The 23,912-nt window shown below is 70.0% G+C and carries 23 protein-coding genes; 10 read left to right on the forward strand and 13 right to left on the reverse strand.

What is annotated here, in order from left to right; all coding sequences use genetic code 11:
• The first annotated feature begins 50 nt into the window (after positions 1–50).
• Both ABAZ39_RS31220 and ABAZ39_RS31225 read left to right on the forward strand, forming a co-directional pair.
• Positions 51–725 carry a response regulator transcription factor gene (locus tag ABAZ39_RS31220; RefSeq protein WP_040138212.1) on the forward strand — a complete coding sequence of 225 codons (675 nt, stop codon included), beginning with the start codon at positions 51–53 and terminating at the stop codon, positions 723–725.
• Complete coding sequence (locus ABAZ39_RS31225) at positions 712–3,252, forward strand: sensor histidine kinase (protein WP_040138213.1); 2,541 nt, start codon at positions 712–714, stop codon at positions 3,250–3,252. The genes ABAZ39_RS31220 and ABAZ39_RS31225 overlap by 14 nt, the downstream gene beginning before the upstream one ends.
• Before the next feature lie 14 nt (positions 3,253–3,266).
• Here ABAZ39_RS31225 and ABAZ39_RS31230 read toward each other — a convergent pair whose 3' ends face one another.
• Positions 3,267–3,842: a hypothetical protein gene (locus ABAZ39_RS31230; RefSeq protein ID WP_040138214.1), complete on the reverse strand. Its 576-nt coding sequence runs from the start codon at positions 3,840–3,842 to the stop codon at positions 3,267–3,269.
• 583 nt (positions 3,843–4,425) lie between these two features.
• Here ABAZ39_RS31230 and ABAZ39_RS33590 point away from each other — a divergent pair.
• The 5 genes from ABAZ39_RS33590 (at position 4,426) to ABAZ39_RS37615 (ending at position 9,580) form a co-directional block, all read left to right on the forward strand.
• Positions 4,426–4,833, forward strand: coding sequence for a glycine-rich domain-containing protein (locus ABAZ39_RS33590; protein ID WP_051658779.1), 408 nt, complete (start codon positions 4,426–4,428; stop codon positions 4,831–4,833).
• A 160-nt stretch (positions 4,834–4,993) separates the two neighbouring features.
• Positions 4,994–6,049, forward strand: coding sequence for a helix-turn-helix transcriptional regulator (locus ABAZ39_RS31240; protein WP_040138215.1), 1,056 nt, complete (start codon positions 4,994–4,996; stop codon positions 6,047–6,049).
• 185 nt (positions 6,050–6,234) lie between these two features.
• Complete coding sequence (locus ABAZ39_RS31245) at positions 6,235–7,791, forward strand: ABC transporter substrate-binding protein (protein ID WP_040138216.1); 1,557 nt, start codon at positions 6,235–6,237, stop codon at positions 7,789–7,791.
• Positions 7,788–8,756, forward strand: coding sequence for an ABC transporter permease (locus ABAZ39_RS31250; RefSeq protein ID WP_063922764.1), 969 nt, complete (start codon positions 7,788–7,790; stop codon positions 8,754–8,756). The genes ABAZ39_RS31245 and ABAZ39_RS31250 overlap by 4 nt, the downstream gene beginning before the upstream one ends.
• Positions 8,753–9,580 carry an ABC transporter permease gene (locus tag ABAZ39_RS37615; protein WP_040138217.1) on the forward strand — a complete coding sequence of 276 codons (828 nt, stop codon included), beginning with the start codon at positions 8,753–8,755 and terminating at the stop codon, positions 9,578–9,580. The genes ABAZ39_RS31250 and ABAZ39_RS37615 overlap by 4 nt, the downstream gene beginning before the upstream one ends.
• 11 nt (positions 9,581–9,591) lie before the next feature.
• Here the strand turns inward: ABAZ39_RS37615 and ABAZ39_RS31260 are convergent, their stop codons facing one another.
• The 10 genes from ABAZ39_RS31260 to ABAZ39_RS31305 all read right to left on the reverse strand — a co-directional run bounded on the left by ABAZ39_RS31260 (position 9,592) and on the right by ABAZ39_RS31305 (position 19,293).
• A complete protein-coding gene (locus tag ABAZ39_RS31260) occupies positions 9,592–10,371 on the reverse strand; it encodes a GntR family transcriptional regulator (protein ID WP_040138218.1) in 780 nt (259 codons plus the stop codon).
• An 81-nt stretch (positions 10,372–10,452) separates the two neighbouring features.
• Positions 10,453–11,724, reverse strand: a complete 1,272-nt coding sequence (locus tag ABAZ39_RS31265) for a TRAP transporter large permease (RefSeq protein ID WP_040138219.1) — start codon at positions 11,722–11,724, stop codon at positions 10,453–10,455.
• A 46-nt stretch (positions 11,725–11,770) separates the two neighbouring features.
• A complete protein-coding gene (locus ABAZ39_RS31270; RefSeq protein WP_081863472.1) occupies positions 11,771–12,370 on the reverse strand; it encodes a TRAP transporter small permease in 600 nt (199 codons plus the stop codon).
• A 14-nt stretch (positions 12,371–12,384) separates the two neighbouring features.
• Positions 12,385–13,773, reverse strand: coding sequence for an amidase (locus tag ABAZ39_RS31275; RefSeq protein WP_040138220.1), 1,389 nt, complete (start codon positions 13,771–13,773; stop codon positions 12,385–12,387).
• Positions 13,770–13,979 (reverse strand): hypothetical protein, encoded by a 210-nt coding sequence (locus ABAZ39_RS31280; RefSeq protein WP_040138221.1) that lies wholly within the window; start codon positions 13,977–13,979, stop codon positions 13,770–13,772. The genes ABAZ39_RS31275 and ABAZ39_RS31280 overlap by 4 nt, the downstream gene beginning before the upstream one ends.
• A 74-nt stretch (positions 13,980–14,053) precedes the next feature.
• Positions 14,054–14,818 (reverse strand): GntR family transcriptional regulator, encoded by a 765-nt coding sequence (locus ABAZ39_RS31285; RefSeq protein WP_014200018.1) that lies wholly within the window; start codon positions 14,816–14,818, stop codon positions 14,054–14,056.
• Positions 14,815–16,005 carry a CaiB/BaiF CoA transferase family protein gene (locus ABAZ39_RS31290; protein WP_040138222.1) on the reverse strand — a complete coding sequence of 397 codons (1,191 nt, stop codon included), beginning with the start codon at positions 16,003–16,005 and terminating at the stop codon, positions 14,815–14,817. The genes ABAZ39_RS31285 and ABAZ39_RS31290 overlap by 4 nt, the downstream gene beginning before the upstream one ends.
• 100 nt (positions 16,006–16,105) lie before the next feature.
• Positions 16,106–17,284: an acyl-CoA dehydrogenase family protein gene (locus ABAZ39_RS31295; RefSeq protein ID WP_014200019.1), complete on the reverse strand. Its 1,179-nt coding sequence runs from the start codon at positions 17,282–17,284 to the stop codon at positions 16,106–16,108.
• A 23-nt stretch (positions 17,285–17,307) separates the two neighbouring features.
• Positions 17,308–18,714 (reverse strand): MmgE/PrpD family protein, encoded by a 1,407-nt coding sequence (locus tag ABAZ39_RS31300; protein WP_040138223.1) that lies wholly within the window; start codon positions 18,712–18,714, stop codon positions 17,308–17,310.
• An 81-nt stretch (positions 18,715–18,795) separates the two neighbouring features.
• Positions 18,796–19,293, reverse strand: a complete 498-nt coding sequence (locus ABAZ39_RS31305; RefSeq protein WP_014200021.1) for a MaoC family dehydratase — start codon at positions 19,291–19,293, stop codon at positions 18,796–18,798.
• 135 nt (positions 19,294–19,428) lie between these two features.
• Here ABAZ39_RS31305 and ABAZ39_RS31310 point away from each other — a divergent pair, with 135 nt between their 5' ends.
• From ABAZ39_RS31310 to dctP, 3 genes are all read left to right on the forward strand, one after another.
• Positions 19,429–20,325, forward strand: coding sequence for an HpcH/HpaI aldolase/citrate lyase family protein (locus ABAZ39_RS31310; RefSeq protein ID WP_051658784.1), 897 nt, complete (start codon positions 19,429–19,431; stop codon positions 20,323–20,325).
• A gap of 53 nt (positions 20,326–20,378) precedes the next feature.
• A complete protein-coding gene (locus ABAZ39_RS31315) occupies positions 20,379–21,581 on the forward strand; it encodes an MFS transporter (RefSeq protein ID WP_051658785.1) in 1,203 nt (400 codons plus the stop codon).
• A 130-nt stretch (positions 21,582–21,711) separates the two neighbouring features.
• Positions 21,712–22,743, forward strand: coding sequence for a TRAP transporter substrate-binding protein DctP (gene dctP, locus ABAZ39_RS31320; protein ID WP_051658786.1), 1,032 nt, complete (start codon positions 21,712–21,714; stop codon positions 22,741–22,743).
• A gap of 82 nt (positions 22,744–22,825) precedes the next feature.
• On the opposite strand, the gene ABAZ39_RS31325 is transcribed toward dctP, so the two are convergent.
• Both ABAZ39_RS31325 and ABAZ39_RS37440 read right to left on the reverse strand, forming a co-directional pair.
• Positions 22,826–23,527 carry an SDR family oxidoreductase gene (locus ABAZ39_RS31325; RefSeq protein ID WP_040138224.1) on the reverse strand — a complete coding sequence of 234 codons (702 nt, stop codon included), beginning with the start codon at positions 23,525–23,527 and terminating at the stop codon, positions 22,826–22,828.
• A 135-nt stretch (positions 23,528–23,662) separates the two neighbouring features.
• On the reverse strand, positions 23,663–23,788 hold the full coding sequence (locus ABAZ39_RS37440) for a hypothetical protein (protein WP_257722163.1): 126 nt from the start codon (positions 23,786–23,788) through the stop codon (positions 23,663–23,665).
• Positions 23,789–23,912 lie beyond the last annotated feature (124 nt).

The raw sequence follows: 23,912 nt of genomic DNA on the forward strand, positions 1-23,912 counted from the left end.
CATGTCCCCTCTCTCCTCTGGGAGGGGGCTATGAAGGCCGGAGACGGACCATGCGCATACTCGTCGTCGAGGACACCGAGGATCTGGCCGACGCCATCGTCCACCGGCTGCGCAAGCTGGGCTACGCCGTCGACTGGGCGCCGACCGGCGACGAGGCGGAGGAGCTGCTGCGCCAGGAGGCGTACCAGCTCGTCCTGCTCGACATCATGCTGCCGGGGGTGGACGGGCAGACGCTGCTGAACCGCCTGCGCCAGCGCCGCGACGCCACGCCGGTCCTGGTGATGACCGCCCGCTCTCAGGTCAATGTCCGGGTCGACCTGCTCGACCTCGGCGCCGACGACTTCATCGTGAAGCCCTTCGACCTGCGGGAGCTGGAGGCCCGCTGCCGCGCCCTGCTGCGCCGCTCGCACGGGCTCGCCTCCTCGCGCACGCAGTTCGGCAATCTGGTGTTCGACGCCGCGGCCAAGAAGGTGCTGGTCGACGGCCGGACCGTCGATCTCGGCGGCCGCGAGTTCCGCCTTCTGGAGCTGTTCCTCAGCAACCTGAACACCGTCCTGTCCAAGGAGGACCTGATGGACCGGCTGTTCAGCCTCGACCAGCCCACCGCGCTGAACGCCATCGAGTTGTATGTCTCCCGCCTCCGGCGCAAGCTGGAGGGCGCGTCGGTGGAGATCCGGACGGTTCGGGGGCTGGGGTATGTGGCGGAAGTGTGTGCCGAAGGCTGAGGGGTTCTCGCTGCGGCGGCGGCTGTTCATCCGCCTGCTCGGCGTGCTGGCCGTTCTGACCGCCGGACTGTTCCTGTTCATCAGCGCCTATGCCCAGCGCGCCGCCGACGCCGCCTTCGACCGGCTGCTGATGGCGTCGGCGCTGTCGATCTCCGACACGGTGCGGGTGGAGGACGGGCGCTTCTCCGTCGATCTGCCCTACTCCTCGCTGGGCATCCTGGCCCAGGCGCGGCGCGACCGCGTGTTCTATCTGATCACCGCGCCGGACGGCGAGCTGGTCACCGGCTACCACGACCTGCCGGTGGCGCCCGCCAAGACCGGGGTCGCCGGCGCGGCCGGCGGAGACCCCGCCACCCGGTTCGAGAACGCCAGCTTCCGCGGCATGCCGGTGCGGATCGCCGTCCTGAAGCGCTTCGCGGCGCAGCCGGAGCTTGGCGGCTGGATCACCATCGCCGTCGCCCAGACGCGGGAGGAGCGCGGGGCGCTGGCCCGCGACATCCTGGCGAACGCCTTTCTGCCCATCGCCTTCACCGTGGTCGCGGCGGGCGGGCTGATCTGGTTCGGGGTGCGGCAGGCGCTGGCCCCGCTGGGCTCGCTGGAGCGGATGATCCGCGAGCGGCAGCCCCACGACTTCTCCCCCATCGCCATGCCGCCGCCGCAGGAGGTCTCGCAGCTCGTCCAGGCGATCAACCAGCTCATGGCGCGGCTCAAATCCAACCTCGACACCATGCAGACCTTCCTGGCCGACGCCGCCCACCAGATCCGCACGCCGCTGGCCAGCCTTCGCCTGCAGGCGGAACTCGCCATCGACGAGGACGACCCCGACGCCCTGCACCGCATCGCCCAGCGCGTGCACCGCAACGCGGTGGAGGCCAGCCAGCTGACCAGCCAGCTCCTCAACCACGCCATGGTGATCCACCGCAGCGAAGCCTTGAAGCCGGAGGACGTCGATCTCGGCGCCCTGCTGGAGCAGGTGTTCCAGCGCGCCCGCGCGGTGGCCGGCGACACGGCGATCCGCCTGGACATCGACCGCGCGGCGGAGCCAGCCACCGTCCCCGGCGACGCCATCAGCCTGCGCGAAGCGCTGACCAACCTGCTCGACAACGCGGTGAAGTACGCCGGCCCGGCCGGCCCCATCGACCTGACGCTGACCCCCCGGCCAAACGGGCGGGGCCTGCGCGTGGAGATCGCCGACCGCGGCCCCGGCGTGCCGGACGCCGAGAAGCGCCGCGTGCTGGAGCGGTTCGGGCGCGGCAGCTCCGCCGCCGGGGTGGCGGGCAGCGGTCTGGGCCTCGCCATCGTCACCTCGGTGGTGGAGGCGCATGGAGCGGATTTGTCCCTGCTCGACCGCCCCGGCGGCGGGCTGATCGCGCGCATCGACTTCCCGGAGGCGGGTGGCGGCACCACCACGGCGGGGGGAGGGGCCGCGCGGGCCCTGCTGCCCCTTCTGGTCCTCGTCGCCCTGCTCGGGGCGCCTTGGATGCAGGCCGTGCAGGCGGCGCAGCTTATCACCTACCCCGCCCCCGGCGGCGCGCGGGAGCGGCTGCGCATTCATTCCGCCACCGACCGGCAAGCCATCGAGCCGCTGGTGCTCGACTTCCAGCAACTCCACCCCGACGTCACTGTCGAATACAAGGACATGGACACCGCCGACCTCTACGCCGAGGCGGTGGCCGTGCCGGCCAAGGGGGCGCCGGCCAATGGTTTGACGGCGGAGACGCCCGACCTGCTCATCAGCTCCGCCTCCGACCTGCAGGTGAAGCTGGTCAACGACGGTTACACCCAGCCCCACCGCTCCGCTTTGACCGACGCGCTGCCGGACTGGGCGAACTGGCGGGACGAGGCGTTCGGCTTCACCTTCGAGCCGGCGGTGATTGCCTACAACCGCGACCTGCTGCCGGACGCTGAGGTGCCGCGCACGCGCCCGGCGCTGATCCGGCTGCTGCGCGACGACCCGGCCCGCTTCAGCCGGCGCGTCGCCACCTACGACACGGCCACCAGCGGCATCGGCTATCTTCTGGCCTCCCACGACGCCCTGCTGTTCGGCCAGTATTGGCAGCTCGTCGCGATGATGGGCAACGCCCAGGCGCGTCTGGCCTGCTGCTCCGGCGACATCCTGGACATGGTGGAGCGGGGGGAGGTGCTGATCGCCTACAACGTCCTCGGCTCCTACGCGCGGGCGCGGGCGGCGGCGGGGGCACCCATCGGCATCGTGGTGCCGGAGGACTACACGCTGGTCATCTCCCGCGTCGCGGTGATCCCCCGGACGGCAGCCCGGCCGCAACTCGCCGGGGCGTTCATCGACTATCTGCTGTCGCCGCGCGGGCAGGAGGTGGTGGCCGACCGCTCCGCCCTCTATGCCATCTCCTCCGGCATCAAGCGGGAGGCGTCGGCGTCAGGCCTGCGCTCCAGCACGGCTGCGCCGCTGCATCCCATCACCCTCAGCCCGGCGCTGCTGGTGTTCCTCGACCGGCTGAAGCGGGAACGGTTCCTGCAACAATGGCAATCGGCGATCCTGCTGCCCTGAGCCGGAGAGCGCCCTTACCCATTCCAGCCCCCTGGCGCCGACGACGCCCGCAGCGCCAAGCCCATGCCGTGCAGCCGCGCCCGGCGCTTATCCACCGGTAAGGACGCCAGCCCGAGCAGCACCGTCGTCGCGGCGTCCAGGCCGCCCGGCGGGGCCAGCGCACCGGCGCCAAGCGCACTGGGGCCAAGCGCACTGGTACCAATCGCTTCGGCAATGACATCCGACCGTCCCGCGTCCGGGCTTTCAGCGGCGGACAGCAGCCGCTCCGCGGCGGCGGCGCGGTCCGGCATCGTCCCTCGCCCACCCGCCCTCTTCAAAAGTGCCTTCACCCGCTGCCGCTCGGCGCGATCCTGGAAATGGCCGTGCCGCTGCATCAGCCGCACCGCCTCCACCATGTATTCGGCGAAGCTCCGCACGTCCCGCGCCACCCGATGAGCGGGCTGATCGTACGCCGCCGCCGCCGCCTTGCGCAGCCAGCCGCTGGCCCGCGCGGTGGGGACGATCGCATCGACGCGGGGCGGTGCCGCGGCGGCGAAAAGGTCCGCGAGGATCAGCGCGTCCTCGGCGCCATCGAGAACCGGACGCTGCAAAGCCTCTGCGAGCAGTCCATTGAGCCATGACGAAGAAAAAGGACGTGCCCGCCGGTCCTGCATCCGAACCCCCGTGACGCCAAGATGAATTGCAACCTCCCGCAGAAGATACCAACTCTTCCGCGGATATCAATGCAAACGATTCAATCAAGTGAGATATCTCACACGACCAGACCATGACTTTCTCGAATTGGACTGCATACGTATGCGATCCCAAGGACGCTATGGTTCAGATTCAATACAAATTTACGATATGCACTTGAGCACTTGCACAACCGACACTATGATGCACTCGGGTATGCAGGAGGGGCGCATGACGAGCCTGTTGCGGGAGCTAACGGGGCGTGTTGCGCGCACGAACGTAGCCTTGGCGGTTTACCTCCGGCGGCAGCCGGACCATGCCGACCGGTGCCATGCACAGGCGCCGGACGGTTGGGCACGACCGGCCAGGACCCCTCTTCCTTGAACCGGCCCACACATGCCGGCGGTCGTTGTTCCGCCGCCGCGCACGGGTCGGCGTCATCAGGCGGAGGTCCTTGAGGACCGAAGTGAACCTCATCCCTTTTTGAAAGGATCATCGAGAATGAACGACAACAGCGAACGCGTCCTGTCCGTGCAGCCGGCGAACCTCGACCTCTCCTTCATCAACAAGCGGCTCGAAATGGCCGGCTACACGCCGGAGCAGGCCACGGAATCGGTCGAGGCCTACCGCCAGTTCCTCGTCGTGGTCGCGGCGAAGCCGAACCTGATCCTGGTGCCGACGAAGGCGGCGGACGCGGCATGGCACGAACACATCCTGTTCATGGACCGCTACGAGGCGGACATGAAGCGGCTGGTCGGCGCCCGGGTCCATCACCACCCGGACGCTCCCGACGCCGCCACCTGGCAGAAGGCTGTCGCCAACACCCAGGACGCCTTCCGGGCGACGCTCGGCGTGGAGCTGCCGACGGAGGAACTCGCCGGCTGCTTCCTCACGGTCGAGGCGGCCTGAGCGTCATACCATCGTATTGATCGTTGCATGACACGGTGCGTTTGCTGCTAAATTCGCTCGATTGGCAGCGCGTTTCGTGGACACCCCCCCTGAGCGGCGGTCCAGGCCCCGTTCAGGGGGGTGTCCGTCATCCCCGGCAGCGAGGAAAGAGGAGGGATTGATGTCTGATCTGGTCCACGATCTTTCCGGCCGCGCCAGGGACATGAACGCCGGGCTTGCCGTCTTCGACAGAAGCGACACTCTGCTGGCGACCAACGACAAGCAGAAGACGATCTATCCCTTCATCGACTATTCGCGGGCGGTCACCTTCCGCGACATCGTGTGGGAATGCGTGAGGCATAAGAAATTCGGGTCGGACACCATTTATTCCGACCCGGACCGGTGGATCGGCTACGCCGAAGACCTCCGCCGCTTCAACCGGTTCTGGCAGTCCTTCACACTCCACTCCGACGGGCGGGTCATCCAGATCACCTACGAGCGGTTGGACGACACGGACGGCTGGTGGTACCAGATCCGGCGCGATGTCACCAGCAACGTCCTGGAGAATTTCCGGAGCGGCTTCGACAGCCTGATTTCCCTCAACGGCGGCGGGGTCCTGCCGCAGGCGGCCCAGCCCTCCTTCGTCGTCCGGCTTCTCGACGCCCTGCCCTACCCGGCGGCATTGCTGACGCCGCGCTGTCAGGTCATCGACGGCAACCAGTCCTTCGCGTCCATCCTGTCGCGCGGGGACGGGCTGTCCATGGTCGGTGGACGGCTGTGCATTCCCGGCGCCCCGAACGAGCAGATGGAACTGGCCAAGCGGGCCGCCGGTTTCTTCCGCCGCCGCACCCGCACGCCGATCACCCTGCGCGTGTCGCGCCAGGACCAGCCGTCACCCTATTTCGCCACCCTGTCGGAACCGCCGGCCCAGAGCGTCGGAAACGGCACGCCGATGACCGGCATCCTCCTGCTGACCCTCGTCGATCCGGACGTGCTGCCCAACGTGTCGGTGCGCGCCGTCGCCGAGCTTCTCCAGATCACCGGTTCGGAGGCCGAGATTGCGCTGGCCCTGTGCTCCGGGCGGAGCGTCGACGAGATCGCCGAGGACCGCGGGGTGGAGCGGCGGACCGTCTACAATCAGGTCTCGTCCATCCTGGGCAAGACGGGTCTTCGCAACCAAGCGGGAATCGTGCGGCAGGTGACGACGATCTGCTGGCATTTCGGGTCGCGCGTCTGATCGAATCCGGGTATGGTGCCTGACGCATCGCCGGCGGCGCGAATACCTGGATATGAACGCACTCTTGTGCATACATATGGCGGACGTCCGGCGCGGTTCCGGCTCCGCTCTGGCCGGAGGCTGTGAAGGAGGCAGGGGCGTCTGGTTTTCTACCCCCCGGCCACCGCTCTGCAGCGTCCCTCATCATGCCTTTGCTTGCTGCCCTTCGTCTCCTTCTGACCGTTCTCGCCATCGCGGCCGGCGGCGCCTTGCCGGCAACCGCAGGAACCTTGCGGGCCAGCCTGTCTGACGATCTGACGACGATCGATCCGTTCGTCTTTCCCGGACTGGTCTCCTCCGGCGTCCTGCGGCAGGTGTATGAGGGCTTCACCGCGATCGACGCCGCCGGCAACGCCGTTCCGGCGCTGGCCACCCGCTGGGAAACTCCGGACGGCGGGCGGACGTGGCGCTTCGCCCTGCGCCCGGACGTGCGGTTCCATTCGGGACGCCCGTTCACCGCCGCCGACATCCTGTGGACCTGGGAACATCATCTGACGCGCAAGCCCCAGCCCGGCTACAGCGCCTTCTACCTGCGCGACATCGAGGGGGCCGCGGCGCTGCAGCAGGGGACCGCAACCGCGCTGTCCGGCGTCGCCATCCCCGACCCCCACACACTCGTCGTGCGGTTGACCGAACCCGACGCGCTGTTCCCGCTCTACCCGTTCCTGTTCGTCGACCGCGGGATGGAGGCCGAGTTCGGACCGGCGTGGCCCGAGCGGGCGTCCGGCGGCACCGGGCCGTTCCGCCTCGCATCCTGGCGGCACGGCGAGTCCGTGCGTCTGGAAGCCCATGCCGGTTACTGGAATGGCGCCCCTGCCGTGGACGCGGTGTCGCTGGCGGTCCTGCCCGACACCAACACGCTTCTGGCGCGCTACGACGCCGGACAGCTCGACGTGGCCATGCTTCCTGAAAACGCCGTGCGCACCGTGGTCCGCCAGCCGCGCTACGACGGGCAGATCGCCGCCTTCGCCCGCGCCCAGGTGCGCTATCTCGCCCTGAACCAGGATCAGTACCCGCCCTTCCGCGACCGGCGCGTGCGCGAGGCGGTCGGCCTCGCGCTGGACCGGGCCGCCACGGTCAACGGCCTGCACGCCGGGCGGGCGGTGCTGACGAACGGCTTCGTCACGCCCGGTCTGGGTGGCTACCGGCCCGACGCGCCGCCGCCGCCCCCATTTGATGCGGGCCGGGCCAAGGCGCTGCTGGCCGAGGCCGGCCACGCCGGCGGAGGCGGCCTGCCGCCGCTCCAGATCGCCGGCGGCCCCAACGTGCGCGAGGAGGCGACCTATTTCGCCGCCCAGCTCACCGCGGTTTTGGGTATTCCGGTCGGCGTGCGCATCCAGGAGCGGGCGGCCTTCGTGACCGCGATCAACGAAGGGCACGAGGCGTTGTTCGTCAACGGCTGGACGGCGGATTTCCCTGATCCCATGGACCAGCTCGCCACCCAATGGCACAGCGCCAGCCCGACCAACCGCAGCCGCTGGCATGACCTGAACTTCGACCGGCTGATGGAGCGGGCGCGCGGCCTCGCCGACCCTGACGCCCGCGACGCGCTTTACCGGGAGGCCGAAGCCCTGCTCCGGGAGCAGGCCGTGGCGATACCGCTTGCGGTGCCGCAGTTCGTGGCTCTGGTGCGGCCGGGCGTGACCGGGGTGGTCATCCGGCCCGACGGCACGACGGACTTCCACGCCGCCCGGTTGCCATGACGGAACGCCGGCCCGGCCGCCGCGGCCCGCTCTGGCGATTGGCTTGGCGATTGGTCTGGCGCCTGCCGGGACTGCTGATTCTGGCCGGAGCCGCCGTGCTGGCGAGCTTTCTCGCCTCCCACGCGCTTCCCGGCGATCCGGTCATGCTCATGGTCGAGGGGCGGGCCGCGGACCCGGACATGATCCGCCGCATGCGGGAAGACGCCGGGCTGGACCAGCCGCTGGCCGTTCAATTCCTGTCCTACACGCTGGACCTGCTGCGGGGCGATCTCGGCCAATCGCTGCGCTACGGTGGCGTGCCGGTGACGACGCTGCTGGGCGACGCCCTGCCGGTGACCCTGGGGCTGATGGTGGGTGCTGCGGCGCTCGCCCTGCCCCTCGGCCTCGCGCTGGGACTCGCCACGGCCGATCTCCGGCGGGCATGGCCGGGCACCGCCCTCACCATCGGGTCGGTGCTGGCCCTGTCGATGCCGCCGTTGGCGCTGGCGACGTGGCTGATGCTGGCGGGGTCCGGCACCGCGCCATGGGCCGTGGCGGCGCTGGCCCTGCCGGCGGCGGCGATGATCGCCCGCCTGACGCGCACCCAGGTGATGGAGGTGCTGGGACGCGACTTCATCCGCACCGCGCAGGCCAAGGGGCTGGGCCGGGTCGCCGTTCTGCTGCGCCACGCCCTGCCGAACGCCCTGGTGCCGCTGGCGGCCGCGGTCGGATCGGTGGCCGGGACGGTCCTCACCACCACGGCGGCGGTGGAGACGGTCTTTGCCCTGCCAGGGATCGGGCGGCTGACCGTCCAGGCGGTGCTGGCCCGCGACCACACGGTGGCCGGAGCCGCCGTTCTGGTCTTCGTCCTGCTGCAGGTGGCCATCAGCCTGACCGCCGAACTGCTGATCGGACTCGCCGACCCGCGGCTGCGCGCCGATGGGGTGCATAGGGCTGGGGCGCATGGGGATGGGGAGCCGCCATGACCGTCACGCGCTCGCTCGCCGGACGCGCCGGCCTGCTGCTCGCCGCGGCGCTGGCCGTGCCGCTGGCCCTGGCCGTTCTTCTTCTGCCACTCGACCCGTCCACCATGGATCTCGGGCAGGCCTGGGCTGGGCCGTCCGCCGCCCACCCGCTGGGCTGCGACGGGCTGGGCCGCGATGTCGCCGCCCGGCTGATCGCCGGGACCGGAACCTCCTTCGCCATCGCCGGTTTGGCGCTCGCCCTGGCGGTGGGGCTGGGTGTCGCGTCGGGTGGGGTGGCGGGCTGGATCGGCGGGCGCACGGACGCCGTGGTCCTGCGGTTGGCCGACCTGCTGCACGGCTTTCCCGAGCTGTCGCTCGCCATCGTCGCCGCCGCGCTGCTGGGTCCGGGGACGGAGGCCATGGTTCTGACGCTCGCCCTGGCGGCGTGGCCCTCGCAGGTCCGCTGGTGCCGGGCGCTCGCCCTGTCGAACCGGACCGCCGAGCATGTACGCGCCTCCGCCGCCCTGGGCGCGGGACCGCTGCACACGGTCCGCCGCCATCTCCTGCCGACGGTCGCCGGGCCGGTCGCCATCCGCGCCGCCCTCTCCATCGGTCCGGTCATGGTGGCGGAGGCGACGCTGAGCGGTCTCGGTCTGGGCATCCAGGAGCCGTCGGTGTCGCTGGGCACCCTGATCCGCGACGGGCTGGCCGACCTGCGCGACGCCCCCCACCTGATCGCCGCGACGACGGTCACCGTCGCCGCCATCGCGTTGGCCGTCAACCTGCTGGCCGAAGGCCTGCGCGAGGGCCTCGACCCGCGGTGGGCACCGTTCCGCCGGTCGTGAAGCCGTGTCTGTCAGCGCCGCTGCAGCGCCATGGTGTAGCGGAAACCGGCGCCCGGATGGGTGTTGACCGCAATCTCCACCAGACGCCCGTCCTCGGTGAAATAGCGCCGGGTGATGACGAGGATCGGCGACTGCGGCGGGACATGCAGGCGCGAGGCGACGTTCAGGCTGGCGGGGGCGGCCTCGATGTCCTGCATCACCTCGGCGATGCGGACGCCGTAGCGCTGCTCCAGAACCGTGTAGATGGCGTACTGCACCACCTCCAGGTTGCGCACCACGTCGGAGAAGGCGGCGTCGATGTAGACCTCGACGTAGGAGAAGGGCTCCGACGTCTCGCGGGTGCGGCGCAGCGCGCTGACGCGGAACCACTGCGTCTCGGGGCGGCAGCCCAGCCGGCCCGCCAGTTCCTCCTCCACGATGATGCGGTCCACCGAGAGGATTTCCAGGCGGGTCGAGGTGGCGTACTGCACCAGCTCGTCCAGGGAACTGATCGAATTGACGAAGCGCCCGTCGGCGCGGCGCGCCGCCAGGACCGAACCCGATCCCTGGCGGCGTAGGATGTAGCCCATCTCCTGAAGCCGGCGCAGCGCCTCGCGCACCGTGTGGCGGCTGACGGCGAAGCGGCTGCACAGCTCCTGCTCGGTCGGCAGGCGGTCGCCGACGGCGTAGGCGCCGGCGTCGATCTCCTCCAGCAGCGTGCGGACGATCTCCTGGTAGAGCGGGGTCTCCCCCCGCTCCGCCGCGCCGTCCGTGCCGCTGGTTTCCTTCAGGCTATCCGCTTCGTCCGACATCGCATCCCTCATGATGCCGGAAGATGGACGAGCCGGGGCGCCGATGCAACCGGCGTACGAGGATGATCCGTGCGGGGCGGCTTACTTCAGCAGGACCAGCGACAGGGCCGGGAAGGCGTTGATGACGAGCAGGGCCACCACCCGCATCCCGTAGAAGGGCAGCACCCCCTTCACGATGGCATGGAGCGGCATCTTGGTGATGCGGCTCATCACGAACAGGTTCAGCCCGACCGGCGGGGTCAGGGTCGCCACCTCGACCAGCGCGGTCATGATGACGGCGAAATGGATCAGGTCCACCCCCACGGCGTGCGCCATCGGGAACAGGATCGGCGCCAGCAGCACGATCATCGACACGCCGTCCAGGAACATGCCGACGACGAGCAGCAGCAGATTGACCGCCAGCAGGAACTCGAAGGGCGAGACCTGCGCCTCCTTGAGCATCGCGGTCAGTTCGGCGGACAGGCCGAGACGGGTCAGCACCGCGGTCAGCAGGCCGGAGCCGAGCAGCACACCGTAGATCATCACGGTCTGGAGGACCGACTCCCGCGCCGTCTCCCACACCGCGGCGAGGTTGGCGGTGCGGTAGACCATCGTCACCAGGACCACCGCGTAGACCGCGGCCAGCGCCGACACCTCGGTCGGGGTGAACCAGCCCATGTAGATCGTGCCGATGATGATCACCGGCATCATCAGCGCCCCGGCGGCACCCGGCAGGCGCTGGCCGAAGCCCTTCCAGTCCGGACGCTCGCCGACATGGCCGTAGCCTTTGAGCCGGCTGACGATCAGCGTGGTGAGACCGAGCAGGAACGCCTCGAACAGGCCGGGCACGATGCCGGCGATGAACAGGTCGGTGATCGGCAGGCCGACGATGGAGCCGATCAGGATGAAGGTCAGCGACGGCGGGATCATCAGCCCCAGCGTGCCGCAGACCGCCACCAGAGAGGCGGCGAAGCGGGGCGGATAGCCCTCTGCCGGCAGCAGCTTCACCGCCGCCGGGCCGAGCGCCACGGCGCAGGCCACCGACGAGCCGTTGACCGCCGCGAAGAACACGCTGGACATGGCCAGCGCCAAGGCGACGCCGCCGCGGAACCAGCGGATCACCGTGCCGACCAGATCGAGGATGACCAGCGCAAGGTTGCCGCGCGACATCAAGTTGCCGGCGAAGATGAAGAAGGGAATGCAGACCAGCGCGTATTTGTCGACGGAGTCCCAGGCCATCTGCGCGACCAGGACGACCGGGATGTTGAAGTTGAAGGTCAGCAGACCGACCGCGATGACGCCCAGGGCCAGCGCGATGTGCACGCCTCCCGCCACGAGAAGCAGCAGGCTGACGACGGCGATGATGGATGTCATGGTGTTTCCTTCCCCCCTTGCTGGGTTGCCCTTTTCTTATCGCCGCCTAGAGATTCTCGCCCTCGGTGGGCGGATCGGGGTCCTGGCCGCGCAGCAGCAGGATGATGTTGCCGATGAAGGCGAAGCCGTAGAGCACCCCGCCCAGCGGCAGCACCAGCCGGACCATCCACAGCGGCAGGTCGAGGTTGGATTCGGTGAACATGCCGATGGCCTGGAGGTGGGCGACCTCCTGAATCCCGGCGACCACCAGAAGCACGCTGAAGCCCAGCCCGATCAGGCTGTTCAGCCAGGAGAAGGCCAGCCGCAGCCACTGCGGCATCATGTTGAGCAGCAGGTCCATGCGGATGTAGTGGCCGTGCCGCGTGCCGACGCCCAGCGACAGGAGCACGCTCCACACCACCAGGAAGCGGACCAGCTCCTCCGCCCACCAGTGGCTTTCCGACAGGAGGGAGCGGCTGGACGCCTCGTAGAACATGATGCCGATGGCCGCCATCATCAGGATCGTGGCGACGTTCAGGAGGAGGCGGTCCTCGATGAAGCTCCACCAGCCCGGCAGGCCGCGGCCCGGCTGCGGAGCGGCGTCCACCGCAGGCGACGTCGCCTGGGTGTGCGGGGCCGCAGACGTCAATGTATCGGTTCCCGGCATGGGTGTAACTCCCTTCACGAGAAGATCTGTGTCTGGGGGACGCGGCTCAGCCAGCCGGTGGCGCGCTCGTAGGCGTCGGCGATGCGCAGCAGCGTGGCTTCCGCCTGCGGGCGGCCGATGAGCTGCATGGCGATCGGCATCCCGTCCGGATCGAAGCCGGCGGGCGTGACGAGTGCCGGCAGGCCGAGGTAGGAGACCGGACGGGTCAGCGCCGCCACCCCGGCGACCACCGTGGCCATCGCCGGCCCGGCCCCCACGTCGGTCTGCGCGGCGGTCGGCACGCGGCTGCGCAGCGCGGGAACGAACAGCGCGTCGCACCGGGCGAAGGGACCCTCGATCATTGCCCGGAGATGAAGCGCGCGGAGCTGCTTCGCCTGGAGGTAGGAGGCCGCCGGCACCATCAGCCCCTGCAGAAGCCGCGCGCGGACCTGCGGGCCGTAGTCCTGCGGACGCTCGCGCAGCCAGGGCGCATGGACGGCCGCCGCCTCCGGCGTGAAGACGAGGTTGGCAAGGTCGCCGTAGGGCTCGTGGTCGGGGATGTCCACCTCCACGATGCGGGCGCCGGCGCGCTCCAGCACCGCCCGCGCCCGCTCCAGCGCGGCGGCGACGGCGGGGTCGAGCCCGTCGTAGTAGAATTGGCGCGGGATGCCCAGCCGCAGCCCCTCGACCCCCTGGCCGATGCCGTCCGCGACGTCCGTTCGCCCGGTGATGACCGAGAACAGCGTCGCCGCGTCCTCGGCGCTGCGGGCCAGCGGACCGACGCAGTCCAGGCTTTCCGACAGCGGCATCACGCCGTCCATCGGCGTCGCCCCCTGCGTCGGCTTCAGCCCGACCACGCCGCACAGCGCCGCCGGAAGCCGCACCGACCCGCCGGTGTCCGACCCCAGCGAGCCGAAGGCCAGCCGCCCCGCCACCGCCGCCCCGGAGCCGGAGGAGGAGCCGCCGGTGATGCGCTCCGGCTCCCAGGGGTTGCGGCAACGCCCGAGATGGGCGTTGTGCCCGGTCGGCCCCATGGCGAATTCCGCCATGTGCAGCGTGCCGAGCGTCACCGCCCCGGCCGCATCCAGCCGCTCCAGCACCGTCGCCGTCCGCTCCGGGCGGAAGTCGCCGCGGATCGTCGGGGAACCGCAGGTGCAGCGTTTGCCGGCGCGATAGAACATGTCCTTGTGGGCCAGCGGCACGCCGTGCAGCGGCCCGCGCAGCCGTCCGGCCCGCGCCTCCGCGTCGGCGGCGCGGGCGGCGGCCAACGCCTCCTCCGGCTCGACCGACAGGAAGGCGTTGAGCGTCGGATTCAGCCGGGAGATGCGGTCCAGGCAGGCATCGACCAGGGCCTCCGCCCGCAGCGCGCCGTCGCGGACCGCCCTTGCGGCGTCCGTCAGGGTCAGCGATGTGGGATCGGTCATGCCCGCTCCCCGGCAATGAGCGCGGCATGGGCGCCCAGCGGCACGTCGAACAGCGAGCCGCCGGGATGCGCCGCCGCCAGCACGCCCGGCACGGCGGCCAGCAGGCGCCCGCACAGGGCGGCGTCGGCATCGTCCAGGGTCACGCCCTGGATCCTGGCCAGGGTCCGCGCGCAAGCCGCGGCGTCCCCGATGAGGTTTTCCGTCATTCCTTCCCTCCCTTCCGGTGCTGTCCCGCGCGGCTCTTCCGGCCGTTCGCCGCGGGCAGGGCCTTGATGGCCCCTTACCCGGATCGTTGCAGCGTCATTTCGTAGCGGTATCGTCCGGCCGCGTGGCTGCTGACCGCCACCTCCAGCGCGTTTCCTTCGGCGTCCAGATAATGGCGGATCACCACCAGGATCGGGGTGCCGACCTCCACCGACAGGCGGGACGCGAGATTGGCGTCCGCCGAGGTGGCCTCGATGGACTGCACGACCTCCTCGATGCGCAGGCCGTAGCGGCTTTCCAGCACCGCGTAGACGGCGACCGGAAAGGTGCCGATGGCCTGGGCCACGTCGTCGAAGGCGGCGGGGAGGAACACCTCGGTGTAGCAGAGCGGCGTCCGCTCCCCCGGCTGGCGGCGCAGCGCTACCACCCGGACCCAGGGCGTGTCCGGCTGGGAGCGCAGAAGCTCCGCCGTCCGTCCCTCCACCAGGATCTTCTCCACCGCCAGCACCTCCAGCCGGGTGGAGGAGGCGTACTGCCCGATCTCCGCGAGGCTGGACAGCGTGTTGTGGAAGCGCCCGTCGGGGCGGGCGGCGGTCACCACCGAGCCCGAGCCCTGGCGGCGCGCGATCAGGCCGAGATCCTGGAGCCGGCGCAGCGCCTCCCGCACCGTGTAGCGGCTGGCGGAGAAGCGCAGGCACAGCTCCTGCTCGGTCGGCAGCCGTTCGCCAACCCCGACCCGCCCGTCCGAGATGTCGGCGCGCAACGCGTCCAGGATCTCCTGGAAGCGCGGCCCCTCCGCGGCGGACGGGCGGACGGAGGCCGGGCGAACGGCGGCCTTCACAGCGCCCCCTGCTCACGCAGCGCGGCGATCCGCTCCGGCCCGATGCCGATGCGGCCCAGAACGTCCTCGGTGTCGGCGCCCAGCGCCGGGGCGGGGCGGGTGGGAAGCGTCTCGCCGCCAATGCGCACCGGCCCGGTCAGCATCCGCACGCCGTGGGACCCGTCCGGATAGGAAAAGTCGGCGACCCGGTCGCTGTCGCGGACGAAAGGGTTCTCCAGCGATTGCGCGATGTCGAGGACCGGGGCGGCGGGAACCGCGCCGCCGAGGATCTCCACCCACTCCGCCGTGTCGCGCTGGCCGAGCACCTCGTCCAGCAGGACGGTGAGCAGTTCGCGGTTGGCGAGCCGGTCCTTGAAGCTGCGGAAGCGCGGGTCGTCCCCCCATTCCGGCTTGCCGATCTTGTCGCAGAAGACCGGCCAGAACTTCTCCTTGTTGCACATGACGAACAGCCAGCCGTCGCGCGTGCGGTAGAGCTGCGACGGGGTCAGCGAGGGATGCGCGGAACGCGGCTCCCGCCCCTGGTTGTGGCCGCCGTTGAGGTACCAGGTGGCGAGGTAGGTCATGTTGTGCAGCGCCGTGTCGAACAGGCTGACGTCCACGTCCGAGCCCTTGCCGCTGGCCCGCGCCCCGACCACGCCGGAGACGAGGCCGAAGGCGGTCATCAGACCGGTCATCATGTCGACCACCGACATGCCGAAGCGGGCGGGCGGACCGTCGGGCTCGCCGGTGACCGACAGGTAGCCGGCCTCCGCCTGCATCAGATAGTCGTAGCCCGGCCAGGCCCGGCGCGGCCCCGTGCGCCCGTAGGCGGACAGGTGGGCGCAGACGATCTTCGGGTTGACCGCCTTCAGATGCTCGTAGGTCAGGCCGAGCTTGTCCGGCAGGTCGCCGCGCAGGTTGTCCAGCACGGCGTCGGCGTGGCGCACCAGCTCGTGCAGCACCGCCATGCCCTCGGGGTGCTTCAGGTTGAGGGTGATGCTGCGCTTGTTGCGGTTGAAGGACTGGTAGAAGTGGCTGTTGCCGGGGCCGAAGAAATGGGGGCCGACATGCCGGCCGACCTCGCCGCCCTCGGCGGGATTCTCGACCTTGATGACTTCGGCCCCGAGGTCGGCCAGCAGCATGGTGCCGAACGGGCCGGCGCCGTATTGCTCCACGGCGATGACGGTGACGCCTTCGAGGGGTAGCACGCGGTGTCTCCCTGATGGGGGTGTGCGGGGTGTGTGGGGAGTGGTTGCAGCGGGCCCCCACCCAACCCTCCCCCGCTTTCGCAGGGGAGGGCTTTTGTCCTCACACCGGATTCTGCTCGATCAGCCGCTTGGCGATGATGATGCGCTGGATCTCGTTGGTGCCCTCGCCGATGCACAGCAGGGGGGCGTCGCGGTAGAGCCGCTCCACCACGAACTCCTTGGAATAGCCGTAGCCGCCGTGGATGCGCATGGCGTCCAGGGAATTCTCCACCGCCGCTTCGGAGGCGAAGAGCTTGGCCATGCCGGCCTCGTAGTCGCAGCGCTCGCCGCGGTCGAGCGCCTTGGCCGCCTGCTGCACGAGCAGCCGCGCCGCGGAGACGCGGGTCGCCATGTCGGCCAGCTTCATCGCCACAGCCTGATGCTCGTGGATCGGCTTGCCGAAGGTCTTGCGCTGCTGGCTGTACTTGACGGACTCGTCCAGCGCCGCCTGGGCGACGCCGACGCCGCGGGACGCCACGTTGACGCGGCCCAGTTCCAGGCCGGAGATGGCGCAGGCCATGCCGCGGCCCTCGACCCCGCCGATCAGCCGGTCGGCCGGGACGCGGTAGTCCTCGAAGACCAGCTCGGCGGAATCGATGCCCTTGTAGCCCAGCTTCTCCAGCTTGCGGCTGACCTTGAAGCCCGGCCCTTTCTCGGCCAGGAACATCGTCATGCCCTTGTGGCGGGGCTGCGCCGTCGGGTCGGTCTTGACCAGAAGGGCGAAGCAGCTTCCCTGGATGCCGTTGGTGATCCAGGTCTTCGAGCCGTTGATGACGTAATCGTCGCCGTCGCGCTTGGCCACCGTGCGGATGGCCTGCAGGTCGGTGCCGCAGTCCGGCTCCGTCAGAGCGAGGCCGCCGCGCAGCTCGCCGGTGGCGAAGCGCGGCAGGAAGGCGGCCTTCTGCTCCTCCGTCCCCGTCTTGGTGACGATGAAGGCCATGATGAGGTGCGAGTTGATGATGCCGGACAGCGACATCCACACCGACGAGATGCGCTCGATCATCTTGGCGTAGGTCGAGGGGCGCAGGCCCAGCCCGCCATACTCCTCGGGGATCGTCGCCCCGAAGAGGCCCAGCTCCTTCATCCGCTCGACGATCTCGTCGGGGTAGGTGTCGTCATGCTCCAGCTTCAGGGCGACCGGCCGGACGTGGCGGTCGAGGAAGCGGTCCACGCTGTCGAGGATCAGACGGTCCTGCTCGTCGCGTTCCGCGTCGGTCATGCTGGTGGTGGTCTCGCTCATGGCGTGTTTCCCGGATTGGATGGTCAGCGGACGGACGGCGACAGCACGGACAGCGAGTCCGCCGCGCGCGGGCTGGCGTCGAGGCCGAGGACGGCGTCGGCGATGCGCGCCGCGGCGGTCTCGTTCACGGCCATGGCGGCGTTGCCGCGGTACTTGTCCACGATCTCGGCGTTGGAGAGCGGGCGGTCGGCGGCGCCGCGGTTGATGTGCTCGCGGTGGCGCAGCTCCCGCCCGTCGTCGAGCGTGATGACCAGCTCGCCCGAATAGGCCTTCGGGAAGGGCGAGTCGGGGTCGTGGCGGTAGGACACCTTCGACGCGATGTCGAGGATCGCCGCGTCGCCCAGCGCGTCGTTCTCCAGCTCCGCCAGGGTCAGGCGCCCGCGCACCAGGGCGGCGGCGGCCAGGAAGGGCACGCTGAACTGCGCGTCGTAGGAGTTGGAGGGCCGCTTCTTGTTGGCCTCCGGCTCGCAGACGGTCTTGACCACCTGCTCTGGCACCAGCGCCTCGATGCGGCGGATGCGCGCGAGGTCGAGGCCGTCGCGGCGCAACTCGAGGGCGGCGTCGACGCAGGCGTGGGTGAAGTGGCAGGCCGGATAGGGCTTGATCGCCGTCGCCATCAGCTCCCACGTCTCGCCGAGGCCGGCGGTGGCGATGCCCAGCTCGGCGCGCCCGGCCTCCTTGCCGAGATAGGCGTTGAACAGGCCGAAGCGGCCCTCGTAGGGACGGGTGACGCCGGTGAAGCCCTCGCGGGCCAGCGCCGCCGCGGTGATGCCCGCCGCCGCCGCCCAGCCGGGATGCAGGCGCTTGTTCCAGGCGCCGTCCTCCAGGAACTCCAGGCTGCCGCTCGCCATCGACAGGGCGATGCCCTGGGCGGCGGCCAGCTGCGCGCGGGTCAGGCCGAGCAGCCGGCCGGCGGCCAGCGCGCAGCCGAACACGCCGATCATGCCCGTCGGGTGGAAGCCCACCTGATGGAAGCCGCCCCGCGCCACCGCGCCGAGCCGGGCCGCCACCTCGACGCCCAGCACATAGGCGCTGACCACGGAACGGCCGTCCGCCCCGGTCATCGCCGCCGCCGACAAAACGGCGGGCATCACGCTGGCGGTCGGGTGGATGACGCCGCCGATGTGGGTGTCGTCGTAGTCGAGACCGTGGCAGAGCAGCCCGTTGACCGTCGCGGCGTCGCGGGCGGGCAGCGAGGCGGGCATGCCGATCACCGGCACCGGCCCCTCCCCCGCCAGCCCGCGCAGGGCGGTCAGCGTCTTGTGGGCGAAGTCGTAGCGCGTCGAGGCCAGCGCGATGCCCACGGCGTCCAGCATATGGTGCGGCGCGCGGGTGCGGACCTCCGCCGGGATGGCGTCGTCGGGGGTGTCGGCGACGAAGGCCGCCAGCGTGGCGGCGATCGAGTTGGTGGTCGGATCGGTGGCGGGCATGGTTCCTCCCTCTTGTTCTTCTCGGGCCATCGGGTCGCTCCGGGTTGTCCGGATCAGTCGCCCCGGATCAATCGCCCCGGATCAGTCGCCGATGCCGTGGCCCCGCTTGGGGACGAGGCTGGCCCGCTCGAAGGTCAGGAAGACCGTGCCGTCGGCCTTGTAGCCCTCGGTGTAGGTGGTCACGATGCCCTGGGTCGGGCGCTTTTTGGATTCGCGCACGTCCAGCACCTTGGAGCGCGCGTAGATCGTGTCGCCGGGGAAGACCGGGGCGACCAGCTTGATCTCCTTCCAGCCGAGGTTGGCGACCGACTTGTAGGAGACGTCGTCCACCGTCATGCCCAGCACCATGGCCAGCGTCAGGCCGCTGTTGACCAACGGCTTGCCGAACTCCGACTTCTCGGCGAAGGCGTGGTCGCAGTGCATGGGGTGGCGGTTCATCGTCAGCAGGCTGAACTGGATGTTGTCCGCTTCGGTGATGGTCCGGCCGGGGCGGTGCTCGTAGACATCGCCGACGGTGAAATCCTCAAGGTAGCGGCCAAGGTCGGCGACGATGGTCCGCGGTTCCTGAACATCGGGCATGGGCGGGCGTCTCTTGTCTGCGGATCGGAGGGATGATTGCGGGGCGCCGATCATTTCAAGGTGACATGTTCAGCGCGTGTGATAGCATGTTGTACGTACAAATAACACGCCCCCTCACCCTTGGAAAGCGTTTTCATGCCCAACAATCCGCAGAACGCAGCAACGGCGCCGGGTTCGCCGGTCCGCCGCTCCTACCTGTTCGTTCCCGGCGCCCGTCCCGACCGTTTCGCCAAGGCTCTGGGGGCCGGCGCCGACGCCGTCATCATCGATCTGGAGGACGCGGTGGCCCCCGGCGACAAGGACAGCGCCCGCGCCGCCGTCTGCGCCTTCCTGCTGGAGCACACCGGCGCGGGCGGGCCGGCGGTTTTCGTTCGAACCAATTCGGTGCGCAGCCGCACCGGCCTGCTCGACATCCTCGCTTTGACCGACCTTCCGGACGGCGCCGCGCCGCGCTGGGCGGGCATCCTGCTGCCGAAGGTGGACGGGGCCGAGGACGTCCGGCTGGCCGCCGGGCTTCTCGACGAGCGCAATCTGCCCGGTGCGCTCGGCGCGCTGATCGAGAGCGCCGACGGGCTGGAGAACGTCATGGCGATCGCCGCGGCCTCCCCCCGCCTGTCCTTCCTGATGTTCGGCGGGGGCGACCTGTCGGCGGAGCTGCGCGTGCCGCTGTCCTGGGAGCCGCTGGTCCAGGCCCGCACCCGGATCGTGCACGCCGCCGCCCGCTTCGGGCTGGACGCGCTGGACATGCCGTGGATCGCGCTGGACGACGAGGAGGGCTACCGCCAGGAGCTGGCGCGCAGCGTCCTGCACGGCTTCACCGCGCGCTCGGCCATCCATCCCAAGCAGATCACCGCCATCCACGACGCCTACACCCCGTCGCCGGAGGCGGTCCTCCGCGCCGGGCGGGTCCTGGCCGCCTTCGAGGCGGCGGGCGGCGGGGTCTGCGTGCTGGACGGCAGGCTGGTCGAGCGGCCCCTGGTGCTGGGGTCCCATCGAATCCTGGCATTGGCCCGCCGCGCCGGAATGCTGTAGCCAGGGATTGCCCGTTCATGCGCCCCGCGCCACCGTCACTTGTCCGGACTCCCATGACCACGCAAGAAACCCCGCCCGCCCCCTTTCCCCTGCTGCTGGCGGAGGTGACCAGCGTCCAGACCGTCGCCACCCTGTCGGTCCTGACCCTGGCGACGGTCGCCCCGCTGGCCGCCGCCTCGCTGGGCGTGGGGTCGGAGGCGGTCGGCTACCAGATCAGCGTCATCTACAGCGCCGCCGCCCTGGTGTCGGCCTTCGCCGGTCTGGTGGTCCGCCGCTGGGGCGCCGGGACGGTCGGCGTCCTGGCGCTGGCGCTTGGGTTGGTGGGCTGCCTCGGCATCGCCACCGGCTCCCTGTGGGTCGCGGCGCTGGCGTCGGTGCTCCTCGGCATCGGCTACGGGCTGGTCAACCCGTCCTCCTCCCACCTGCTGAACCGCTTCACCCCGCCGGCCCGGCGCAATCTGGTCTTCTCGCTGAAGCAGACCGGCGTGCCGCTGGCCGGCGTGCTGGCCGGGCTGACCCTGCCGGGAATCGGCGAGATCGCCGGCTGGCGCGGGGCGGCGCTGGCGGTGGCCGGCATGTTCGCGCTGCTGCTGGTCCTCTTCGCGCCGGGCCGCCGGGTGTGGGACGACGACCGCAGCCCCGGCCTGCCGATCCGCGGCAACCTGATGGAGGGGCCGCGGCTGGTCTGGCGGGTGCCGGCGCTGCGCGGCTTCGCCCTGATGGGCTTCTTTTTCTCGGCGATCCAGCTGTCGCTGATGGCCTTCACGGTGAACATGCTGGTGCACGACCTACACTGGTCCATCGTGTCCGCCGGGCTGGCCGTGTCGGTGATGCAGGCGGCGGGGGCGGCCGCGCGAATCGGCTGGGGGCTGCTGGCCGACCGGCTGCGCTCCGGCGTGGCGGTGCTGGGCGGGATCGGCGTGCTGTCCGCCAGCGCCGCATTGGCCACCGCCGGCCTGGGGCCGAGCTGGCCGGTGCCCGCGGTGATCGGCGTGCTGACGGTGTTCGGCATCGCCGCCATCGGCTGGAACGGCGTGTTCCTGGCGGAGGTGGCGCGGGTCGCCCCGAAGGGCACGGCCAGCACGGCGACGGGCGGCGCGCTGATGTTCACCTTCTCCGGCGTGGTCGTCGGGCCGGCGCTGTTCGCCACCCTGTTCAACACGGTCGGCAGCTACGGCGAGACCTTCGCCCTGATGATGGCCTTCCCGCTGGCCGGGGCGGCGGCCGTCCTGTTCTGGTCGCGCCGCAAAACTTGATGGCGGTGGTCATAGGCCCATCGCGCAGAGTTGTCCGTACAATAATGTTGGCACTCCCCACTGTTTTCCCCTATGATCGTTCGGACAAGCGGGCCAAAAGCGTCCGAATGCAGCAATGGGAGGGAAGCCAATGTTCAATCCGTCACTCTTCAGGCCATTCTGGGCGAAGACGCTGCTGGTCGGAATGACCGTGGCCGGGCTGGCCGCCGGGACGCCGGGGCAGGCCCGCGCGCAGGCGGCGCCGGTCGAGATGGTGATGACGGACGAGATCGCGACGTCCCATTGGACCGCCAAGATGATGGACGAGTATGCGGCCCTGATCGAGGAGCGCTCGCAGGGCCGCATCAAGCCGAAGGTTTTCCACTCCGGCACGCTCTACAAGGACAAGGACGCCGTCGCCGCCCTCGGGTCGGGCGCCGTGCACATGGTCTGGCCGGTCAGCGTGCAGTTGGAGAGCATCGCTCCGCAGTACGGCGTGGTGAATCTGCCCTTCGCCGTCACCGACGCGGCGATGTCCAAGCCGGAAACCGCGCAGGAGGTCTCCAAGCTGCTGTCCGGGCTGGTCTCCGACAAGGGCATCCGCGTCATGGGGCTGATGCGCACCGCCGACCTGATCTTCCTCTTCAAGGACAAGGAGGTCGACTCCGTCGGCGACCTGAAGGGCAGCAAGATCCGCCTGACCGGCGGGCGCGTCCTGCAGCTTCTGATGCGCGACTTCGGGGCCAGCCCGGTGTCGATGCCCGCCTCCGAAATGGCGGCGGCGCTGATGCAGGGGGCCATCGACGGCATCTACACCTCCGCCGGCGGCTGGGAGATGGTCGGCACCAACGCCGCCAAGGTCGCCTCGCTGGTGCCGGGCATGAGCCTGCTCACCTACTCGGTCCTGGTCGACGACAAGTGGATGAAGGGCCTGCCCGACGACCTGCGTCAGGTGGTGGAGACGACCACCAACGAGATCATCGCCAAGCAGTGGCAGCGCGCCATCGACGCCGACAAGAAGACCATGGACCAGATGATCGCCCAGGGCGGGCGTCTGGCCGTGGCGCCCGAGGCGGAGCAGGCGAAGTTCCGCGAGATCGCCAACAAGGTCAACCAGGACTATGTCCGGCGCTACCCTGAGGTCTGGAAGCAGTATCAGGCCATCGTCGGCAACAAGAGCTGAGGCGATCCCCCTCGCTTCACCTCGCGGTGCGGGCGGCGTTCCGAAAGGGGCGCCACCCGCACCGATTTTTTTATAAGGACCTTCAGACCGACCGCATGAGGCCGCCGTCCACCCGGATACTCTGCCCGGTGATGTAGCCGGCCCCGTCGGAGGCGAGGAAGGCGACGGTCGCCGCAATCTCCTCGCTCTTGCCGTAGCGGGCCATCGGCACGCCCTGGCGCCGCTCCTCGGTCGCCGGCAGGCTGTCGATCCAGCCGGGCAGCACGTTGTTCATCCGCACATTGTCGGCGGCGTACTGGTCGGCGAACAGCTTGGTGAAGGAGGCCAGCCCGGCCCGCGCGACGGCGGAGGTCGGGAACATCGGGCTCGGCTCGAAGGCCCAAGCGGTCGAGATGTTGATGATCGTCCCGCCCTTCTGCGCGACCATGACCGGGGTCACCAGCCGGACCGCCCGGACGACGTTCAGGAAATAGACCTCGATCCCCTTGTGCCAGTCCTCGTCGGTCAGCTCCAGCAGGCCTTTTCGCGGGCCGTGGCCGGCGCTGTTCACCAGCGCGTCGATGCGCCCCCAGCGCTCCATCGTCCGGCTCACCAGACGCTCCAGATCCTCGGCGGACTGGTTCGAGCCGGTCACGCCGATCCCGCCCAGCTCCTCGGCCAGAGCCTCGCCCTTGCCGGAGGAGGACAGCACCGCGATCTTGAATCCGTCCGCTGCGAGGCGCCGCGCCGCCGCGGCGCCCATGCCGCTGCCGCCCGCGGTGATGATGGCAACCTTATCGCCCATGATTCGTCAACCCTCTCCTGCCGGAACGGTTCGTCCGTTCCTTCTCTCCTCCTGTATCGCACCGGATGCAGGACGGGGCCAAGGGAAGCGTGCGCGCCTTCGGGCGTCGAAAGGACGGCGCCGGAATAAGGCCGGTCAGAGGGTGAGGAGGAAAGCCAGCGACGCGACCGGAGCCGCCGTGACGAAGCCGACGGCGACGAAACGCTCGACCGGGCTCCAGGACGCCCAATCCCGCTGAAGCGAGGACAAGAACGACTTCATGATCCCTCACGGACCGGCTGATGTTGCAATGCATATAAGATACGGTTTCCGAGGGCGTTCGTGCCAGGGGCGTGGCTTCCGTATCGCGAAATATCGGGGGGTGATGCAGCGCTGCCACAGGCCG

The sequence above is a fragment of the Azospirillum argentinense genome (assembly GCF_000632475.1).
Classification (GTDB): domain Bacteria; phylum Pseudomonadota; class Alphaproteobacteria; order Azospirillales; family Azospirillaceae; genus Azospirillum; species Azospirillum baldaniorum.